This window comes from Rhizobium sp. K102 (assembly GCF_022385315.1).
Lineage (GTDB): Bacteria > Pseudomonadota > Alphaproteobacteria > Rhizobiales > Rhizobiaceae > Rhizobium > Rhizobium croatiense.
The window spans coordinates 3,191,388-3,211,232 of record NZ_CP092436.1; the positions used below are offsets into that span (position 1 = coordinate 3,191,388).

At 62.5% G+C, this 19,845-nt stretch carries 19 protein-coding genes and 1 pseudogene; 18 read left to right on the plus strand and 2 right to left on the minus strand.

Going from position 1 to position 19,845, the window contains the following annotated elements; translation table 11 throughout:
* The first annotated feature begins 109 nt into the window (after positions 1-109).
* Positions 110-3,016 carry a [protein-PII] uridylyltransferase gene (locus MHI61_RS21760; RefSeq protein ID WP_239790483.1) on the plus strand — a complete coding sequence of 969 codons (2,907 nt, stop codon included), beginning with the start codon at positions 110-112 and terminating at the stop codon, positions 3,014-3,016.
* Positions 3,013-4,593 carry a murein biosynthesis integral membrane protein MurJ gene (murJ, locus tag MHI61_RS21765; protein ID WP_239790484.1) on the plus strand — a complete coding sequence of 527 codons (1,581 nt, stop codon included), beginning with the start codon at positions 3,013-3,015 and terminating at the stop codon, positions 4,591-4,593. Before MHI61_RS21760 ends, murJ begins: the two co-directional genes overlap by 4 nt.
* 3 nt (positions 4,594-4,596) lie before the next feature.
* Here murJ and MHI61_RS21770 read toward each other — a convergent pair whose 3' ends face one another.
* Entirely contained in the window at positions 4,597-5,025 is a 429-nt protein-coding gene (locus tag MHI61_RS21770) for a D-Ala-D-Ala carboxypeptidase family metallohydrolase (protein ID WP_239790485.1), read from the minus strand.
* Between the two features lie 187 nt (positions 5,026-5,212).
* Here MHI61_RS21770 and MHI61_RS21775 point away from each other — a divergent pair, with 187 nt between their 5' ends.
* From MHI61_RS21775 to MHI61_RS21850, 16 genes and pseudogenes are all read left to right on the plus strand, one after another.
* Positions 5,213-5,611 (plus strand): VOC family protein, encoded by a 399-nt coding sequence (locus tag MHI61_RS21775; protein WP_239790486.1) that lies wholly within the window; start codon positions 5,213-5,215, stop codon positions 5,609-5,611.
* A gap of 96 nt (positions 5,612-5,707) precedes the next feature.
* Positions 5,708-6,772: a tryptophan--tRNA ligase gene (gene trpS, locus MHI61_RS21780; protein ID WP_239790487.1), complete on the plus strand. Its 1,065-nt coding sequence runs from the start codon at positions 5,708-5,710 to the stop codon at positions 6,770-6,772.
* An 84-nt stretch (positions 6,773-6,856) separates the two neighbouring features.
* Positions 6,857-7,348, plus strand: a complete 492-nt coding sequence (locus MHI61_RS21785; protein ID WP_010027937.1) for a universal stress protein — start codon at positions 6,857-6,859, stop codon at positions 7,346-7,348.
* A 110-nt stretch (positions 7,349-7,458) separates the two neighbouring features.
* Positions 7,459-8,025: a NifU family protein gene (locus tag MHI61_RS21790; RefSeq protein WP_064707761.1), complete on the plus strand. Its 567-nt coding sequence runs from the start codon at positions 7,459-7,461 to the stop codon at positions 8,023-8,025.
* A gap of 88 nt (positions 8,026-8,113) precedes the next feature.
* Positions 8,114-8,773, plus strand: coding sequence for a tRNA (adenosine(37)-N6)-threonylcarbamoyltransferase complex dimerization subunit type 1 TsaB (tsaB, locus tag MHI61_RS21795; protein WP_239790488.1), 660 nt, complete (start codon positions 8,114-8,116; stop codon positions 8,771-8,773).
* Between the two features lies 1 nt (position 8,774).
* Complete coding sequence (locus tag MHI61_RS21800; RefSeq protein ID WP_010028199.1) at positions 8,775-9,269, plus strand: N-acetyltransferase; 495 nt, start codon at positions 8,775-8,777, stop codon at positions 9,267-9,269.
* An 82-nt stretch (positions 9,270-9,351) separates the two neighbouring features.
* Positions 9,352-9,780 (plus strand): Fur family transcriptional regulator, encoded by a 429-nt coding sequence (locus MHI61_RS21805; protein ID WP_010028198.1) that lies wholly within the window; start codon positions 9,352-9,354, stop codon positions 9,778-9,780.
* Positions 9,781-9,807: 27 nt separating this feature from the next.
* Positions 9,808-10,605: a lysophospholipid acyltransferase family protein gene (locus MHI61_RS21810; RefSeq protein WP_239790489.1), complete on the plus strand. Its 798-nt coding sequence runs from the start codon at positions 9,808-9,810 to the stop codon at positions 10,603-10,605.
* A gap of 150 nt (positions 10,606-10,755) precedes the next feature.
* Positions 10,756-12,165, plus strand: coding sequence for a tRNA (N6-isopentenyl adenosine(37)-C2)-methylthiotransferase MiaB (miaB, locus tag MHI61_RS21815; RefSeq protein WP_239790490.1), 1,410 nt, complete (start codon positions 10,756-10,758; stop codon positions 12,163-12,165).
* An 18-nt stretch (positions 12,166-12,183) separates the two neighbouring features.
* Complete coding sequence (locus tag MHI61_RS21820; protein ID WP_239790491.1) at positions 12,184-13,236, plus strand: PhoH family protein; 1,053 nt, start codon at positions 12,184-12,186, stop codon at positions 13,234-13,236.
* Positions 13,236-13,751: an rRNA maturation RNase YbeY gene (gene ybeY, locus MHI61_RS21825; protein WP_239790492.1), complete on the plus strand. Its 516-nt coding sequence runs from the start codon at positions 13,236-13,238 to the stop codon at positions 13,749-13,751. The genes MHI61_RS21820 and ybeY overlap by 1 nt, the downstream gene beginning before the upstream one ends.
* Entirely contained in the window at positions 13,748-14,893 is a 1,146-nt protein-coding gene (locus MHI61_RS21830; protein ID WP_239790494.1) for a hemolysin family protein, read from the plus strand. Before ybeY ends, MHI61_RS21830 begins: the two co-directional genes overlap by 4 nt.
* A gap of 232 nt (positions 14,894-15,125) precedes the next feature.
* The gene (gene lnt / locus MHI61_RS21835) at positions 15,126-16,730 is read left to right on the plus strand and encodes an apolipoprotein N-acyltransferase (protein WP_239790495.1); all 1,605 of its coding nucleotides are present in this window, start codon (positions 15,126-15,128) and stop codon (positions 16,728-16,730) included.
* 151 nt (positions 16,731-16,881) lie between these two features.
* A complete protein-coding gene (locus MHI61_RS21840; protein WP_038686469.1) occupies positions 16,882-17,301 on the plus strand; it encodes a helix-turn-helix domain-containing protein in 420 nt (139 codons plus the stop codon).
* A gap of 177 nt (positions 17,302-17,478) precedes the next feature.
* Positions 17,479-18,734 (plus strand): annotated as a pseudogene (metK, locus tag MHI61_RS21845) (methionine adenosyltransferase).
* Positions 18,731-19,432 carry a tRNA (guanosine(46)-N(7))-methyltransferase TrmB gene (locus MHI61_RS21850; RefSeq protein WP_239790496.1) on the plus strand — a complete coding sequence of 234 codons (702 nt, stop codon included), beginning with the start codon at positions 18,731-18,733 and terminating at the stop codon, positions 19,430-19,432. The pseudogene metK and the gene MHI61_RS21850 overlap by 4 nt, the downstream one beginning before the upstream one ends.
* A 151-nt stretch (positions 19,433-19,583) precedes the next feature.
* Here the strand turns inward: MHI61_RS21850 and MHI61_RS21855 are convergent, their stop codons facing one another.
* Entirely contained in the window at positions 19,584-19,841 is a 258-nt protein-coding gene (locus MHI61_RS21855; RefSeq protein ID WP_008524631.1) for a DUF1150 family protein, read from the minus strand.
* Positions 19,842-19,845 lie beyond the last annotated feature (4 nt).

The following is a 19,845-nucleotide window of genomic DNA, read 5'->3' on the forward strand; positions in this document are numbered from 1 at the left end:
TGCGCCAAGGCGTCCCGACCCTGCCGCCGGCCAACACCATTTCGCCAAATTTAAAGGGTCTTGCAGTATGAGGACCTGTGTCAATCGCCGGGCAAAGAGGCTATAGCGCATGCAGACGAAACAAGCGGCAGGCCGCGAACCGGCGGCCCGGCATGAACAGGACGCCACTCCGGCGAAAGCAATGCGCGACCTCGATTTCTCCACGATCCTTGACACCGAGCTGCTGCAGAAGCAGTGCGACGCCGTTGCCGAAGCCAACCGGAACCGGCCCGATGTCATGCGTACCGATCTCCTCGCCGCGCTGAAAAAGGCAAGCACCGAGGGCCGGCAGAAGGCGCGCGCGGCGCTAGCCGCCGACGGCAGCGGGCTCAACTGCGCCTACCGGATTTCCTGGCTGCAGGACCAGATCATCACCGTCCTCTACAATTTCGCCACCGCCCATATCTTTCCGCAGCAGAAGGACAAGTTCGCCGTCACCGCCGTCGGCGGCTATGGCCGCGACACGCTGGCGCCCGGCTCCGATATCGACCTGCTCTTCCTCTTCCTGCCGCGGCCGGCGGAAGAGACGCACAAGGCAGTCGAATTCATGCTCTACGTGCTCTGGGACATGGGCTTCAAGGTCGGCTACGCCACCCGCACGGTGGAGGAATGCATCGCGCTTTCCAAGTCCGACATGACAATCCGCACCGCCATTCTGGAGATGCGCTTTATCTGCGGGTTGCAGCGGCTGGAAACGGAGCTCGAAACCCGCTTCGACAAGGAAATTGTCACCGGCACCGGCCCGGAATTCATCGCCGCCAAGCTTGCCGAGCGCGACGAACGCCACCGCAAGGCCGGCGACACACGTTATCTCGTCGAACCGAACGTCAAGGAAGGCAAGGGCGGGCTTCGCGACCTGCACACGCTGTTTTGGATCTCGAAATATTATTATCACGTGCGCGACCAGGCAGAGCTGGTCAAGCTCGGCGTCCTGTCAAAGCACGAATACCGCCTGCTTGAGAAGGCCGACGACTTCCTTTGGGCGGTGCGCTGCCATATGCACTTCCTGACTGGCAAGGCCGAGGAACGGCTGTCCTTCGACATCCAGCGCGAGATCGCCGAAGCCTTCGGCTATCACACCCGCCCCGGCCTTTCGGCCGTCGAGCGCTTCATGAAACATTATTTCCTCGTCGCCAAGGATGTCGGCGATTTGACCCGCATCCTGTGCGCCGCGCTCGAAGACCAGCAGGCCAAGTCGATCCCCGGCCTTACCGGCGTCATCAGCCGTTTCACCCATCGCACCCGCAAGATCGCCGGCAGCGTCGAATTCGTCGAAGACCGCGGCCGCATCGCACTCGCCGACGCGGAGGTGTTCAAGCGCGATCCGGTCAGCATCCTGCGGCTCTTCCACGTCGCCGACATCAATGGGCTGGAATTTCATCCCGATGCGCTGAAACGCGTCACCCGTTCGCTTGCCCTGATCGACAACAGCTTACGGGAAAACGACGAGGCGAACCGCCTGTTCATGTCGATCCTGACATCGAAACGCGACCCGGCGCTGATCCTGCGCCGGATGAACGAGGCCGGCGTGCTCGGCCGTTTCATTCCCGATTTCGGCAAGATCGTCGCGATGATGCAGTTCAACATGTATCACCACTATACGGTCGACGAACATCTGATCCGCACCGTCGACGTTCTCTCCGAGATCGACAAGTCGCGTTCGGAGGATCTGCACCCGCTCGCCAACAAGCTGATCTCGAACATCGAAGACCGTGAGGCGCTCTACGTCGCCGTTCTTCTCCACGATATCGCCAAGGGCCGGCTGGAGGATCATTCGATCGCCGGCGCCCGCGTCGCCCGCAAGCTCTGCGCCCGTTTCGGCCTGTCGCAGAAGCAGACGGAAATCGTCGTCTGGCTGATCGAGGAACATCTGACCATGTCGATGGTAGCGCAGACCCGCGACCTCACCGACCGCAAGACCATCACCGATTTCGCCGACCGGGTGCAGTCGCTCGACCGGCTGAAAATGCTGTTGATCCTGACGATCTGCGATATCCGCGCCGTCGGGCCTGGCGTCTGGAACGGCTGGAAGGGCCAGCTTCTGCGCACGCTCTATTACGAGACCGAGCTGCTTTTGGCCGGCGGCTTCTCGGAGGTCTCGCGCAAGGAGCGGGCCAATGCCGCCGCCGAGGCGCTGCGCGCTGCGCTCACCGAATGGAGCCAGAAGGACCGCAACACCTATACCAAGCTGCATTACCAGCCCTATCTGCTCTCCGTGCCGCTGGAAGACCAGCTCCGTCATGCCCATTTCATCCGCCAGGCCGACAAGGCGGGCCAGGCGCTCGCCACCATGGTGCGGACCGACAGTTTCCACGCCATCACCGAGATCACCGTGCTGTCGCCCGACCATCCGCGCCTGCTCGCCGTCATTGCCGGGGCGTGTGCAGCGGCCGGCGCCAACATCGTCGACGCGCAGATCTTCACGACGTCGGACGGACGGGCGCTTGATACGATCCATGTCAGCCGCGAGTTTGCCGACGATGCCGACGAGCTGCGCCGCGCCGGCACGATCGGACGGATGATCGAGGACGTGCTGTCCGGGCGCAAGCGCCTGCCCGAAGTCATCGCCACACGCGCGCGCAACCGCAAGAAAAGCAAGGCCTTCGTCATTCCGCCGTCGGTCAACATCACCAACAGCCTGTCGAACAAGTTCACCGTCATCGAGGTCGAATGCCTCGACCGGCCCGGTCTCTTGTCGGAGATCACCGCCGTGCTCTCCGATCTGTCGCTCGACATCCAGTCGGCCCGCATCACCACCTTCGGCGAGAAGGTGATCGACACCTTCTACGTCACCGATCTGGTCGGCCAGAAAATCTCGGGCGACAGCAAGCGCGCCAACATCACCGCCCGGATGAAGGCGGTGATGGCCGAGGAGGAGGACGAACTGCGCGAGCGCATGCCTTCCGGCATCATCGCGCCTGCCGCCACCGCCCGGACATCGCCCCCAGCCGAAAAGAAAGCCGATTCCCCAGCATGAGTCTCGTCAAGAAATTCGCGACCGTCGGCGGCGCCACCCTCGGCAGCCGGATCTTCGGCTTCGCCCGCGAAACGCTGATGGCGGCCGCACTCGGCACCGGCCCGATGGCCGACGTCTTCTATGCCGCCTTCCGCTTCCCGAACCTGTTTCGCCGGCTATTTGCCGAGGGCGCCTTCAACGCCGCCTTCGTGCCGCTCTTTGCCAAGGAGATCGAGGCGAACGGCACGGATGGCGCTAAGCGCTTTTCGGAGGAAGTCTTCGGCGTCCTGTTTTCGGTGCTGCTCCTCATCACCATCGTGATGGAGCTCTCCATGCCGCTGCTGGTGCGTTTTATCATCGCGCCGGGTTTCGCCGACGACCCCGAGAAATTCTCGATCACGATCCGCATGGCGGCCGTGATGTTTCCCTATCTCATGTGCATGTCGCTGACGGCGATGATGAGCGGCATGCTGAATTCGCTGCATCATTTCTTCGCCGCCGCCATCGCTCCCGTCTTCTTGAACGTGGTGATGATCGGGGCGCTGTTCTATGCGCTCTATACCGGTGCCGATCCGCTAGCGACCGCCTGGTATCTTTCCTGGGGCGTGCTTGTGGCCGGCGTGCTGCAGCTTGCCGTCGTCTATGTCGGCGTGCTTGCCGCCGGCATGAGCATCGGCCTGCGCTTCCCGAAGATGACGCCGAACGTCAAGCGGCTGCTGATTCTGGCCGTGCCGGCCGCCGTCACCGGCGGCATCACCCAGATCAACCAGCTGATCGGCCAGGCGATCGCCTCCTCCCGCGACGGCGCGATTGCGGCGCTGCAATATGCCGACCGCATCTACCAGCTGCCGCTCGGCGTCGTCGGCGTCGCAGTCGGCGTGGTGCTGCTGCCGGAGCTGGCGCGCGCCTTGAAGGCCGGCCACCTGCGCGAGGCCGGCAACCTGCAGAACCGCTCGATCGAATTCGTGCTGTTCCTGACCATTCCCGCCGCCTTCGCGCTGTGGATCCTGTCCGACGAGATCATCCGCGTGCTCTACGAACGCGGCGCCTTCCATCAGGAAAACACCCTCGTCGTCGGCTCGATCCTGGCGATTTACGGCATCGGCCTGCCCGCCTTCGTGCTGATCAAGGCGCTGCAGCCCGGCTTCTATGCCCGCGAGGACACCAAGACGCCGATGCGCTTCTCGGCGATCGCCGTTGCGACCAACTGCGCCACGGCGCTGACGCTCTTCCCCTATATGGGCGCGCCCGGCATCGCGGTCGCCGAAGCCACCGCCGGCTGGATCAGCACCGTGCTGCTGTTCACCACGCTTTTGCGCCGCGGGCATCTGACATGGGAATGGGCGCTGGCAAAACGCGCCGCCCTGTTGATCGTCGCTGCCGCAATCATGGGGGCGGCGATCGTCTTCCTCAAGCAGTATTTTGCGCCCTGGCTTGCCTCGGGCGCGCCGCTTCTCACCAAGATCGGCACGCTGGGGCTCTTGATTGCGATCTCCATGCTGGTCTATTTCGCTGCCGCCTTCCTGATCGGCGGAGCGAATCTCGGCATGATCCGGCGCAATCTGAACCGCAAGCCAGCGGCGGCAGAAGATGCATAAGCTCTAACAATCGACCCACCGCCTCCGCGGCCCGACATCGACATGGACGATGCCGTTGCAATAGGTGCCGATGCCGCCGATACCCGGTGCGCTGCTTGCGGCGGCGATGATGGTGCGCTCCGACAGGCCCGGCATCCTGATATCGGCAGCCAGGCACTTGCCGTGCAGGGAGCCATGACGGCGGGGATGCGGCCTCAGGCCGGAGGTGATCATCGGGCGGCGCCCGGTTTTCGCGGCGATATGCGACAGCACTGCCCGAAGACGCGCGGGAAAACAGCCGGCACGGACGCTGACGGTCTGGACCGTATAAGCGAGGCGCGCCTCATGTTTCGGCAGATGAATGGTCGGCCTTTTGCTGTCTTGACCGACGGCGCTGGTTGCTGATTGTAGGGCGAAAAGGCCTGCCATGGCGAGCAAAGCGGGGTTCTGCATGGTCCCTCCGAGCGGTTGGAACGGCGGCCATCCGGCCACCCCTGCGCGGTCGAGGATTTTCAGTTCAATAAAAGCTTTTCTGTGAAATTTTATACTCAATTATAACTAAACGGCCTGATCAATTCGGCTTAAAACCGGGGCAATGCCTGCCTCAAAATGAAAAAAACGTCCAAACACAGGAGATCACATGACGATGCAGTCGCTTTTCCTCGTCACTCTGGTCGTCGACGATTACGATCGCGCCAAGGCCTTTTATTGCGATGTGCTCGGTTTCGACTGCCTGCAGGACGAGCCGCAGCCGGAGGGCAAGCGCTGGGTGGTGGTGAAGCCGCGAGGCGGGGACGGCGCCGCCTTTCTGCTGGCGCAGGCGGCGAACGACGCGCAGCGGGCGGCTATCGGCAATCAGACGGGCGGCCGGGTCGGCTTCTTCCTGAAGACCGACAATTTCGCCCGCGATCATACCGCCATGCTTGCAGCCGGCGTCCGCTTTCTGGAGCAGCCCAGGCATGAGGTTTACGGCACCGTGGCGGTCTTTGCCGATCCCTACGGCAACAGCTTCGATCTGATCCAGCATGCCGCAGGCTGAACCCCTTGATTGCGACGGGTTGCCCGTGCATAAGCCGCGGCGTTAGCAACATAGGCGAACAGCCTTGGGGCCCTCCACCAGCCTATTGAGGACGACATGAGCGAATTCAAGAAACTCGTATTCTCCGGCGTGCAGCCGACCGGCAATCTGCATCTCGGCAATTATCTCGGCGCGATCCGCCGCTTCGTGGCGCTGCAGGAAGGCAATGACTGCATCTATTGCGTCGTCGACATGCATGCGCTGACTGCCCAGCTGGTGCACGAGGACATGCCGGGCCAGACGCGCTCGATCGCCGCCGCCTTCATCGCCGCCGGCATCGATCCGGAAAAACATATCGTCTTCAATCAGTCGGCTGTGCCGCAGCATGCCGAACTCGCCTGGATCTTCAACTGTGTCGCCCGCATCGGCTGGATGAACCGCATGACGCAGTTCAAGGACAAGGCCGGCAAGGACCGCGAGCAGGCCTCGCTCGGCCTCTACGCCTATCCGAGCCTGATGGCCGCCGACATTCTCGTCTACCGCGCCACCCATGTGCCGGTTGGTGAGGACCAGAAGCAGCATCTCGAGCTTGCCCGCGACATTGCCATGAAGTTCAACCTCGATTATGCCGAGCATATCGGCAGGACCGGCTACGGCATCGACATCACCGTCGGCGACGAGCCGGTGCATGCCTATTTCCCGATGGTCGAGCCGCTGATCGGCGGACCGGCACCGCGCGTCATGTCGCTGCGCGACGGCACCAAGAAAATGTCGAAATCGGATCCTTCTGACCTGTCGCGCATCAATCTGATGGATGACGAGGATGCGATCTCGAAGAAGATCCGCAAGGCAAAGACCGATCCGGACGGCTTGCCGAGCGAGGTCGACGGGCTGCAGGGCCGGCCGGAAGCCGACAATCTGGTGGCGATCTATGCCGCGCTTGCCGACAAGTCGAAGTCGGAAGTGCTTGCCGAATTCGGCGGCCAGCAGTTCTCGGTCTTCAAGCCGGCGCTGGTCGATCTCGCCATCCAGGTGCTGGCGCCGATCACCGGCGAAATGCGCCGGCTGATGGACGATACCAGCCACATCGATGCGATCCTGCGCAAGGGCAGCGAACGCGCCCGGGCTCGCGCCGAGGTGACGATGAACCAGCTGCGGGACGTCATCGGTTTCCTGTATTAAGCACATCTCCTCTTCTCCCGGTTGGGGAAGAGGAGCGAAAACTGAGCTTGCAATTTTTCCGCTTCGGGTGTCAGAGTCCGCGCCATGGTATCGAAGCGACTCTCACGGCTCGAAGGTCATCGCCGCAAATTCATGGCGGTGATCGACGGTACACCCGAATGCCAACGCGCCGTTCATTATGCCGGCCGGCGCGCGAAGAATTCCAATGGCGGGCTGGTGCTGCTCTACGTCATTCCCGACGGGGATTTCCAGCAATGGCTGGGCGTCGAGGCGATCATGCGGGCGGAAGCCCGTGAAGAGGCCGAGGCGACCGTCGCCAAGATCGCCCAGATCGTGCGCGAGACGATTGGCATCGAGCCGGAAATCGTCATCCGCGAAGGCGGTGCGGCCGAACAGATCAACGCGGTGATTGAGGACGACCGCGATGTGGCGATCCTCGTTCTGGCCGCCGGTTCGGCGAAGGAAGGTCCGGGACCGCTGGTCTCGTCGATCGCCGGCCGTGCGGCGGCGTTTCCGATTCCGGTGACAGTGCTGCCGGATACGCTGACCAACGAGGAAATCGACGCCCTCTGCTGAGCCTATTTCTTGAGTACAAGTCTCTTGATTAGATCAGGCAATGGGCCTATTTTCTTTTGAAGAATTCTAAAAGACGGTCGAGGTCTTGGGCCCGCCGCATGGAGAGCCAGATGTTCATTCAGACCGAAGCCACGCCGAATCCCGCCACGCAGAAGTTCCTGCCGGGCAAGGTCGTCATGGAAAACGGCACCGCCGAATTCCGCAGCGCCGAGGAGGCCGAGGCCTCGCCGCTCGCGGCTCGCCTGTTCGAAATCCCTGGCGTCACCGGCGTCTATTTCGGCTATGATTTCATTTCCGTCTCCAAGGACGATGCCGAATGGCAGCATCTTAAGCCGGCTATTCTTGGCTCGATCATGGAGCATTTCATGTCCGGCAAGCCGGTCATGGGCGATGCCTCCATCCTTTCCGAAGACGCCGATGCCGGCGACGAATTCTTCGACGAAAGCGACGAATCGATCGTGCTGACCATCAAGGAACTTCTGGAGACCCGCGTGCGCCCGGCCGTTGCCCAGGACGGCGGCGACATCACCTTCCGCGGCTTCAAGGACGGCAAGGTCTATCTGAACATGAAGGGTTCCTGCTCCGGCTGCCCGTCTTCGACGGCGACGCTGAAGCACGGCGTCCAGAACCTGCTGCGCCATTTCGTACCCGAAGTGCAGGAAGTGATTGCCGCTTGAAAATCTCGAATTCGTTCCGGCCGTTCATCTCTCGTTCGGCCGGACGGGTTTATGGTTAGCGACAAGAGTTTATTCGGAAATTGATGGCATGATCGTTCTGGCGCTCGACACGGCAGGTGTAGATTGCTCTGCCGCCGTTTATGACAGCGGCAGGAATACGGTGCTGGGGGAGGCATCGGACATGATCGGCAAGGGGCATGCTGAACATCTGATCGATATCGTCGACCGTGCGCTGGCTCAGGCCGATATGACGCTTTCCCAGGTCGACCGCCTCGCCGTCACCATTGGCCCCGGCTCCTTTACCGGTATCCGCGTCGGCGTTGCCGCAGCGCGCGGTTTTGCGCTGTCCCTGCAAATCCCCGTCGTCGGCGTCACCACACTCGAAGTGATGGCGGCCGCAGAACGTGAGAGGACGCCCGGCCGCGCGGTGCTTGCGGCCATGGACGCCAAGCGGGACGAAATCTATCTCCAGTCCTTTGCGGCGGATGGTTCTCCGCTCGATGCGCCGCGGGCGGCAAGCGTCGCCGATGCCCAGGCTTTCGCCGCCGGCTTCGAGGGCGAGATCACTGGCTCGGCAACGCCGCTCCTGAAGGCGGACGCCGGCGGCGACCATGCCAACGTGTTTCCGATTTCGGTAGTGGCGCGCCTCGGTGCTGCCGCCGCCGATGCCGGAAAGCCAAAGCCCCTTTATCTGCGCGGACCGGATGCCAAACCGCAGGCCGGATATGCGATTGCGCGACGAGTGTGACATGCTGGAAGCCTATCTGACGCTGAAGCCGGAATTCGAGATCATCGCCATGGAGCGCGAGGATTGCCGCGACGTCGCCGTCCTGCATGGCGAGCGTTTCGCAAGGCCCTGGGGCGACGGCGAGTTCCACAGCCTGCTGTCGCAGGAGACCGTGTTCGGCTTCGTCGCGCGCCAGACCAATGCCATCCTGAAAAAGCCGCTGCCCGGCTTCATTCTTGCCCGCCAGGTCGCCGGCGAGGCGGAAATCCTGACGGTCGCCGTGCAGGCCAAAGTCGCCCGTTCCGGGCTCGGCTGGCGGCTGATGCAGGCGGCGATGCGGGAGGCGCGGGCGCGCGGCGGCGAGAGCATGTTTCTCGAGGTCGACAACGGCAATACCGCCGCCCTCGGCCTCTACCGCAAGCTCGGCTTCGAGAAGGTCGGCGAGCGCCAAGGCTACTACAAGCAGGAAAACGGCGCCCTTTCCACGGCGCTTGTCATGAAGCGCGTTCTTCGGTAGTTCCGTGGCAGAGAGATGACGGGCCGGCCGGCGCGATGACCGTGCGGGCGTTGTCGAAACGCGAATATTTTGAAGGCGGGCCATGCCTGATGTAGCCAAGACCCTTGAGGAGCTTTGCGCCGAACGCGGCATGCGCATGACCGAGCAGCGCCGGGTGATCGCGCGTATCCTGGAAGATTCGGCAGACCATCCCGACGTCGAAGAGCTCTACCGCCGCTCGGTGAAAGTCGATGCAAAAATCTCGATCTCGACCGTCTATCGCACCGTCAAACTGTTCGAGGATGCCGGCATCATCGCCCGCCACGACTTCCGCGACGGGCGCTCGCGCTACGAAACAGTGCCGGAAGAGCATCACGACCACCTGATCGACCTGAAAACCGGCACGGTCATCGAATTTCGCTCGCCGGAGATCGAGGCGCTGCAGGAGCGCATCGCCCGCGAACACGGCTTCCAGCTGGTCGACCATCGCCTGGAGCTCTACGGCATTCCGTTGAAGAAGGACGATCTCTGAAGCAATGGGCGCCCGGGAGCAGCACCTTTGATTGCATGGCTGCGCATCGCCTTGGCTGCGGCCGTCGTCCTTGCCGTCAGCATCGTGCTCATACCGCTGCAGCTGCTGGCGCTGCGTTTCGACTGGCGGCTGCGCCGCCGGCTGCCGCGCGTCTGGCACCGCATCATCTGCTATTGCCTCGGCATCCGCGTGCGCGTCACCGGCAGGCTGGAAGACCGGCGGCCGCTGATGCTCTGCTCCAACCATTCGTCCTGGATGGATATCATGGTGATGTCGGCCGTGGCCGACGTCGCCTTCATCGCCAAGATCGAGGTGGCCGACTGGCCGATCTTCGGCACGCTTGCCAAGCTGCAGAAAAGCGTCTTCGTCGTGCGCGAGGAGAGGCGCAAAACCGGCCATCAGGCCAATGAGATCGCCGGGCGCATGGCCGACGGCGAAATCATCGTGCTCTTCCCGGAGGGCACGACCTCGGACGGCAACCGCCTGCTGGAGGTGAAATCCTCGCTGTTCGGCGCCGCCGCGATGGCCGTGCCCGCCTCGCCGACCGGGACGGTCGTGGTGCAGCCGGTGGCGATCGCCTATACCCGCGTGCACGGCATCCCGATGGGACGCTATCACAGGCCGCTCGCCGCCTGGCCGGGTGATATCGAGCTCTTGCCGCACCTGATCGACATCGTCAGATGCGGCGCCCTCGACGCGGAGGTTTGTTTCGGCGAAGCGATGGAATACCGCGCCGACACCAACCGCAAGGAGGTCAGCGCGACGATCGCATCGCGCATCCGCAACCTCTTGAACAGCCGCCTGCGCGGGCGGGAAATTTCCTAAAGCGCGTCGCGATCTTTCAGAGGCGCTCCTTGCGCTTTAGCTCCTGGTTTTCTCGCAACGTCGTTGTCGCAAGGTCGCTGCACAGTTCTGCGCGGCTGCTAAAACAAGATTTTCATTTTCTCGGGCGGCAAAAACCACTACATAGCCGCCATGACACAGGACAGCGCCCTTCTTCAGGCCCCGGAGCAGACACTCCGCGACGGCTCCAACAGCCGCAAGGTCTTCATCAAGACCTATGGCTGCCAGATGAACGTCTATGATTCCACGCGCATGAGCGATGCGCTCGCCCGCGACGGTTACGAGCCGACCGAGGACATGGAAGAGGCCGACCTCGTCCTTCTCAACACCTGCCATATCCGCGAAAAGGCGGCCGAGAAGGTCTATTCCGCGCTCGGCCGGCTGCGCGAGATGAAGAAGAAGAAGGCGGCGGACGGAAGGGAGATGATGATCGGCGTTGCCGGCTGCGTCGCCCAGGCCGAAGGCGAGGAGATCCTGCGCCGGGCGCCGGCCGTCGACGTCGTCATCGGTCCGCAGACCTATCATCGGCTGCCGGAAGCGCTGCGGCGGGCCAAACAGGGCCAGCGCGTCGTCGATACCGAATATGCGATCGAGGACAAGTTCGAGCATCTGCCGATTGCCGAGAGCCGGAAGATCCGCGCCCGCGGCGTCACCGCCTTCCTGACGGTGCAGGAGGGCTGCGACAAGTTCTGCACCTTCTGCGTCGTGCCTTATACGCGCGGCTCGGAAGTGTCGCGGCCGGTTTCCCAGATCGTCGAGGAGGCCGAAAAGCTCGTCGAAGCCGGCGTGCGCGAGATCACCCTGCTCGGCCAGAACGTCAATGCCTGGCACGGCGCCGGGCCGCGGGGCGAGGCATGGAGCCTCGGCGACCTGCTCTACCGCCTTGCCGAGATCCCCGGCCTCGCGCGGCTGCGTTATACCACCAGCCATCCGCGCGACATGGACGACCGGCTGATCGAGGCGCACCGCGACTTGCGGGCGCTGATGCCCTATCTGCACCTGCCGGTGCAATCGGGCTCGGACCGCATCCTGAAAGCGATGAACCGGCGCCATACGGCAGCCGAATATCTGACGCTGATCGAACGCATCCGCACGGTGCGGCCCGACATCGCGCTGTCGGGTGATTTCATCACCGGCTTTCCGGGGGAGACAGACGCGGATTTTGAGGATACACTGAGACTTGTAGAGGAGGTGCGCTACGCGCAGGCCTTCTCGTTCAAATACTCGACACGGCCGGGCACACCCGGTGCGGAACTGAAGGACCAGGTGCCGGAAGAAATCAAGGCAGAACGGCTGGAACGCCTGCAAGCGCTTCTTTTGAAGCAGCAGCAGGAATTTGCCGAATCCTGCGTCGGCAAGGAGATCGATCTGCTGCTCGAAAAGCCCGGCCGCATGCCCGGCCAGCTAATCGGACGTTCTCCCTGGCTTCAATCCGTGAATGTTGATGCAAAAGCATCGCAAATCGGTGACATTATTAAAGTGCGAATCACCGGAACCGGAACGAACAGCCTGTTTGCCGAACGCGCAGAGGCTGCGGTCTAACCCAAGGAGCCCGACCGCTTGAACGGACAAGAATTGGTTTCTTCTTCACCGCGCCACCCCCGCACGCCGAGCGACACCAATCACTTCGTCCTGACGTTCGAGAACAATCGGTTCGCCAGCGAGCTCTTCGGTCAATTCGACCAGAACCTCAAGCTGCTCGAGGAGCGGCTCAACATCGATGCGCGGGCGCGGGGCAATTCCGTCGTCATATCGGGCGATGTCGTGACCACCAACCAGGCACGGCGCACGCTCGACTATCTCTATGAAAAGCTTCAGAAAGGCGGCAGCGTGGAACGATCCGACGTCGAGGGCGCAATCCGCATGGCGGTCGCCGCCGACGACCAGCTCAGCCTGCCGACGTTGGAGCGCAAGGCCAAGCTGACGATGGCGCAGGTCTCCACCCGCAAGAAGACGATCATCGCCCGCACGCCGACGCAGGACGCCTATATCAGGGCGCTGGAACGCTCCGAACTGGTCTTCGGCGTCGGCCCGGCCGGCACCGGCAAGACCTATCTCGCCGTCGCCCATGCCGCCCAGCTGCTGGAGCGCGGCGCTGTCGAAAAGATCATCCTGTCGCGTCCGGCCGTCGAAGCCGGTGAGCGCCTCGGCTTCCTGCCCGGCGACATGAAGGAAAAGGTCGATCCCTACCTTCGCCCGCTCTATGACGCGCTCTATGACATGATCCCCGCCGACAAGGTCGACCGGGCGATCACCGCCGGCGTCATCGAAATCGCACCGCTCGCCTTCATGCGCGGCCGCACGCTCGCCAATGCCGCGATCATCCTCGACGAAGCGCAGAACACCACGTCGATGCAGATGAAGATGTTCCTGACGCGCCTCGGCGAGAATGCGCGGATGATCGTCACCGGCGACCCGAGCCAGATCGACCTGCCGCGCGGCGTCAAATCCGGCCTGGTCGAGGCGCTGCAGCTGCTGAACGGCGTCGAGGGCATCTCGATCGTGCGCTTCAAGGATACTGACGTCGTGCGTCATCCGCTGGTCGGGCGCATCGTCAGGGCCTATGATTCGACCTATGCCGTCGACGCTGAAGACGTCAGCCGGCAGGACTGATGGCCGAGCTCGACATCCAGATCAGCATCGAGAACATCGGCTGGCCCGAGGAGGAGACGCTGCTGGCTTTTTGCGGCCGCGTGCTCGGGGCAGCGGCGGTCTATCTCCGCGACAGCGAAAGGCAGCCCTTCCCGACGATACCGCCGGAGGTTTCGCTGGTTTTTACCGACGACGCCTCGATCCAGGACATCAACGCCGAATGGCGCGGCAAGGACAAGGCGACCAACGTGCTCTCCTTTCCGGCCTTTCCGGTTCAGCCGGGCAAAATGCCCGGCCCGATGCTCGGCGACATCATCATCGCCCGGGAGACGGTGGAGCGGGAGGCCCATGATCTCGAAAAGAGTTTCGACGACCACCTGACCCATCTTCTGGTGCACGGTTTCTTGCATCTTCTCGGCTACGACCATATGAATAGTACCGAAGCCGAAATTATGGAGGGGCTGGAGACTCGCATTTTGGCGCAGCTCGGCCTATCTGATCCTTACGAGGGTCAAGACCTTAAAATGGAACCATGAGCGACTTTACGACGAAGCCGGCGACAGACGCCAAGGACTCCGAGTCATCCTCCTCTTCGGACGAGGCGGGCAGTAGTAGTCGGCCATCCGGCCGATCCCAATCCTTCTGGTCGCGCGCCGCGCGCATTCTCCGCCCGCAGCAGGGCTCGCGGCTGCGCGAGGATCTGGCCGACGCGCTGATGACCGACGCGGCCGGCGACGACGCCTTTTCGCCCGACGAGCGGGCGATGCTGCATAATATCCTGCGCTTCCGCGAAGTGCGCGTCGCCGATGTGATGGTGCCGCGCGCCGATATCGAAGCCGTCGACCAGAACATCACCATCGGCGAGCTGATGATCCTGTTCGAGGAATCCGGCCGCTCGCGCATGCCCGTCTATGCCGATACGCTCGACGATCCGCGCGGCATGGTGCATATCCGCGACCTGCTCTCCTATGTCGCCAAACAGGCGCGCAACAAGCGCCGCGGCCCGACGAAACCAGCCGTTACCCTGCCGGCGATCGACGTTGCGCCTGAGAATATCCAGAAGCCGACGCGTTCGGCCAAGCCGAATTTCGATCTCGCCCGCGTCGACCTGCAGAAGACGCTGGCCGAGGCCGGCATCATCCGCAAGATCCTGTTCGTACCGCCGTCGATGCTGGCCTCAGACCTGCTGCGCCGGATGCAGGTGAACCGCACGCAGATGGCGCTGGTCATCGACGAATATGGCGGCACCGACGGTCTCGCCTCGCATGAGGACATCGTCGAAATGGTGGTCGGTGACATCGACGACGAACATGACGACGAAGAGGTGATGTTCAAGCGGGTTGCCGAAGACGTCTTCATCGCCGACGCCCGCGTCGAACTGGAAGAGATCGCCGCAGCGATCGGGCCGGATTTCGACATCAGCGAGCAGGTCGACGAAGTCGATACGCTGGGCGGGCTGATCTTCTCGGCCCTCGGCCGCATTCCGGTGCGCGGAGAGGTCGTCCAGGCTCTGCCGAATTTCGAGTTCCACATCCTCGACGCAGATCCGCGCCGGATCAAACGGCTGCGCATCACCCGCAAGCGCCACGCGATCCGCCGCCGTGCCAAAGAGGCCGGCGACATCACGCCCGGCTCCGAGACCGGCGATGACCGGCCGGCCGAATCGACCGCCAACTAGTCCCTTGCTTGACCATATCGTCAGGACCCGCTGCACAGTTCCTGACGATATCCATTAAAGCGTGTCGCGATCTTTCAGATTCGCTCGTTGCGCTTTAATTAGCTCTTTGTTTTTGCGCATGTCGTTGCCGCAACACCGCTGCACACTTCTGCGCGACATGCTCTAACAGGACAAAGAGCCGCTTTTTTGAAAGACTGCGGATGGGTTGATTCGCGGTTTGATGGGAGTGCGCATGGAGCGGCTTGCGGACAGGGTTATCCTCGTCTGGGGGTTCAAACGGTCGTTGCTGGCCGTTGCCGCAGGGGCATTCGCCGTTCTGGCGCTGCCACCCTTCGGCTTTTTCGCGGCGATGTTCCTGTCCTTCACACTGCTCGTCTGGCTGATCGACGGGGCAGCGGCTTCTCCTGAAAGCGGCCTGATCGGCAGGCTGTGGCCGACTTTTGCGGTCGGCTGGCTATTCGGCTTCGGCTATTTCGTCGCCGGCCTCTGGTGGCTCGGCCACGCGCTGCTGGTCGATTCGGAGGAATTCGCGTGGGCGCTGCCGCTCGCCATCCTCGGTCTGCCGGCCTGTCTGGCGATCTTCTACGGGCTGGCTGTTGCGCTAGCCCGCATCTTCTGGTCGGACGGCATGGGGCGGATCGCCGCACTTGCAGCCAGCTTCGGGCTGATGGAATGGCTTCGCAGCGTCATCCTCACCGGTTTTCCCTGGAACGCCATCGGCTACGGCCTGATGCCGGTTCCGCTGATGATGCAGTCGGCGCATGTGATCGGGGCGATGGGCGTGACCGCCCTTGCCGTCTTCATCTTTTCCGCCCCCGCCCTTGTCGGGACCCGGCAGGGCGCACGCACCGGCATTGCGCTTGCCGTCCTGCTGTTTGCCGCCCATCTCGGCTACGGCGCCTACGCTCTCTATCTGGCGCCGCGGCCGGCACCGTTGCCCGAGGACAAGCGGCCGGTGGTGCGGCTGGTGCAGCCGACCATCGACCAGGCGGCGAAGATGGACAACGACGCCGATCGCAATGCAATCTTCGAGACGCATCTGAAGCTTTCGGCCGAGGCCCCGAGGAATGGCGGGCGCAAGCCCAATATCATCGTCTGGCCGGAAACTTCGATCCCCTTCATCCTCACCGACAACCAGGATGCGCTGACGCGGATCGCCGATACGCTCGACGACGACCAGATCCTGATCGCCGGCGCGGTGCGCGCCGAGGAGATGGGGCCGGGCACGCCGGTGCGCTACTATAATTCCATCTATGTGATCGACGGCCGCGGCCAGATCATTGCCGCTTCCGACAAGGTGCATCTGGTGCCATTCGGCGAATATCTGCCCTTCGAAGACCTGCTCACCGAATTCGGCATTCAGAACGTCGTCGAGATCCCGGGCGGGTTTTCGGCTGCCGCAAGCCGGCACCTGCTGGCGCTGCCCGGCGGCCTCAATCTTTATCCGCTGATCTGCTACGAGATCATTTTTCCTGATGAAATGACCGGCGACATAAAAGACGCCAACGCCCTCCTCAACCTCACCAATGATGCCTGGTTCGGCATGACCCCCGGCCCCTACCAGCATTTCCTGCAGGCGCGGGTGCGAGCGGTCGAGACCGGCCTGCCGCTGATTCGCGATGCCAATAGCGGCATTTCGGCGCTGGTGAACGCCCATGGAGAAATAATCGCCGGCCTCGATCTTGGAGAAACCGGCTTTATTGATGCAACTGTCGATAGCCTCAGTGACGGGTTCGGAACCACATACCCCCACCAGACATACTTCTGGTTGACCGAGGCTCTGCTGATTTTGATTGCGCTGATCTCGCGCGGAGGTTTTATTTTAGGGTTGAATTGACCAAAAACCCCTAAAATTGCATAGTGATGACAATCGGCGTTCCTAACGTATGTTGGAAGGTGGGTTCCCACCGACTGCAACGTGGCGTTTTGGGATGGATCAGGGGCATGCCGGTTGGACACAGGTTGAAATTCGTAGCTAGGGCACGACCATGATAGAAAACAAGAAAAAGCCGAATCCCATCGACATCCATGTTGGCAGCCGCATTCGCCTCCGCCGAACGATGCTGGGCATGAGCCAGGAAAAGCTTGGCGAAAGCCTCGGCATCACCTTTCAGCAGATCCAGAAATATGAAAAGGGCACCAACCGCGTCGGCGCAAGCCGTCTGCAGAACATCTCGAGCATTTTGAACGTCCCGGTCTCCTTCTTCTTCGAGGATGCACCCGGCGAACATTCCGGCGCCATCGGCGGCATGGCCGAAACCTCCAGCTCGAATTATGTCGTCGACTTCCTCTCCTCCTCCGAAGGCCTGCAACTCAACCGCGCCTTCGTGAAGATTTCCGATCCCAAGGTTCGCCGCAAGGTCGTGGAACTGGTCAAGGCGCTCGCGGCCGAAGCCGACGCCGACTGATCACAGCTCCCTTCGCACAATGGAAGGCGGCCGAAAGGCCGCTTTTTTGCGTTTTTGGGGCAAAATTTGTCACTTAGCCGCAGATATAAAGATATATTTATGTCCTTCTGCGCTTGTCATCGGCGCTCGAACTGAGTACCTACTAGCAGGCTTTTATTCTTTGAGGGGAATCCCGGAATGCGCGCGAATTATCTCTTTACCAGCGAAATCTGTTGCCGAAGGTCACCCGGACAAAGTGTGTGACCGCATCTCCGACGAGATCGTCGACCTGGTCTACCGCGAAGCGGCCAAGACCGGCGTCAATCCGTGGGGCGTGCGCATTGCCTGTGAAACGCTGGCGACGACCAACCGCGTCGTCATCGCCGGCGAAGTCCGCCTGCCGCCGAGCCTGATGAAGAAGGACAAGGACGGCAACGACGTCATCAATCCCTCGAAGTTCAAGGCCGCCGCCCGCCGCGCGATCAAGGATATCGGCTACGAGCAGGACGGCTTCCACTGGAAGAAGGCCAAGATCGACGTGCTGCTGCACTCGCAGTCGGCCGACATCGCTCAGGGCGTCGACAGCGCCGCCGACCAGCAGGGCGACGAGGGCGCCGGCGACCAGGGCATCATGTTCGGTTATGCCTGCCGCGAGACGCCGGACCTGATGCCGGCGCCGATCTATTATTCCCACAAGATCCTGCAGCTGCTGGCGTTCGCCCGCAAGAAGGGTGATGGCGAAGTCGCCAAGCTCGGCCCCGACGCCAAGAGCCAGGTGACCGTGCGTTACCTCGACGGCAAACCGTCGGAAGCGACCTCGATCGTGCTTTCCACCCAGCATCTCGACGAGAGCTGGGAACTCCAACAAGGTCCGCGCCGTCGTCGAACCCTATATCCGCGAAGCGCTCGGCGAGCTGAAGATCGCCGATGATTGCAAGTGGTACATCAACCCGACCGGCAAGTTCGTCATCGGCGGCCCGGACGGTGATGCAGGCCTTACCGGCCGCAAGATCATCGTCGACACCTATGGCGGTGCCGCCCCGCATGGCGGCGGCGCATTCTCCGGCAAGGACACGACCAAGGTCGACCGTTCGGCCGCCTATGCCGCCCGCTATCTCGCCAAGAACGTCGTGGCCGCCGGCCTTGCCGACCGCTGCACGATCCAGCTCTCCTACGCGATCGGCGTCGCCCAGCCGCTGTCGATCTATGTCGATCTGCATGGCACCGGCAAGGGCGTTTCCGAGGACCAGGTCGAAGCTGCGATCCGCGAGAATATGGATCTGTCGCCGTCGGGCATCCGCCGCCACCTCGACCTCAACAAGCCGATCTACGCCAAGACTTCGGCTTACGGCCATTTCGGCCGCAAGGCCGGCCGCGACGGCTCGTTCTCCTGGGAGCGCACCGACCTCGTCAAGGCGCTGAAGGAAGCCGTCAAGACCAAGGCCGCTGCATGACGGATATGGAGCGCCGGGGCCGGGCGACCGAAGCCTTTTTCGGTCGCCGCAAGGGCAAGGCCCTGCGCGAACAGCAGGCCGAGACGTTAAGCAGCCTGCTCCCGGCATTCCTCGTCGACCTCTCGGCGGCTCCTCCGGAGCCGCTGACCTCCCTCTTTCCGGTCCCCGTCAAAAACGTACGCCTGGAAATCGGTTTCGGCGGCGGCGAGCATCTGATGCACCGCGCCGTGGAAGGGCCTTCGACCGGCTTCATCGGCGTCGAGCCCTTCGTCAATTCCATGCAGAAGCTGTTGTCGCGCATCGGCGAGACGGGCGCGCGCAATATCCGCGTCTACAACGACGATGCGACGCAGCTGCTCGACTGGCTGCCGGACGCGTCGCTCGACCAGATCGACCTGCTCTATCCCGACCCTTGGCCGAAGCGGAAGCACTGGAAACGCCGCTTCGTCTCGAAGACCAATCTCGACCGCTTCCATCGCGTGCTGAAGCCCGGCGGCCTGTTCTGCTTTGCCTCGGACATCGACACCTATGTGAACTGGACGCTGCTCAAATGCCGCGACCATAACGGCTTCGACTGGATCGCCGACAATGCGGCCGACTGGCTGACGCCCTACGAGGGCTGGCCGAGCACGCGCTACGAGGCCAAGGCACGACGCGAGGGCCGGTCTTCGGCCTATCTGACATTCCGGAAAATCTGAGCTTCGACGGCGGCTAAAGGGCAATAGTGACGGGCGTGCCGTGCGACACCAACGACGATTAGCCTATCCTGACGCGCAGTCTCCGCAGCGAAATCGAATAAGCGATAGTGCCCTGCAAGAGCAGAACAACGCGACAGGCACTATTCGACGGTCAGTGCAGGCTGACCGTCTTCAGTTCGTCCTCGGCCGCCTTGAAGAAGGTGCTGGAGCGGTTGTCCGTCAGGAGGATCGGCGTGCCGTCGGCGCCGAAGAGTGCCCAAAGATCGACGTTCGGATCGATATCCGGCGCTTCGGGGAAACACTTGGCGACCTCTTCGGTGCGCATTTTTCTGATGTAGGCGACCTCGCCGTTGCCGATGTGGGCAAGCTCGGATTTGGTCAAGTGAGACGTGGCTTCTTTCATCAACATTCCT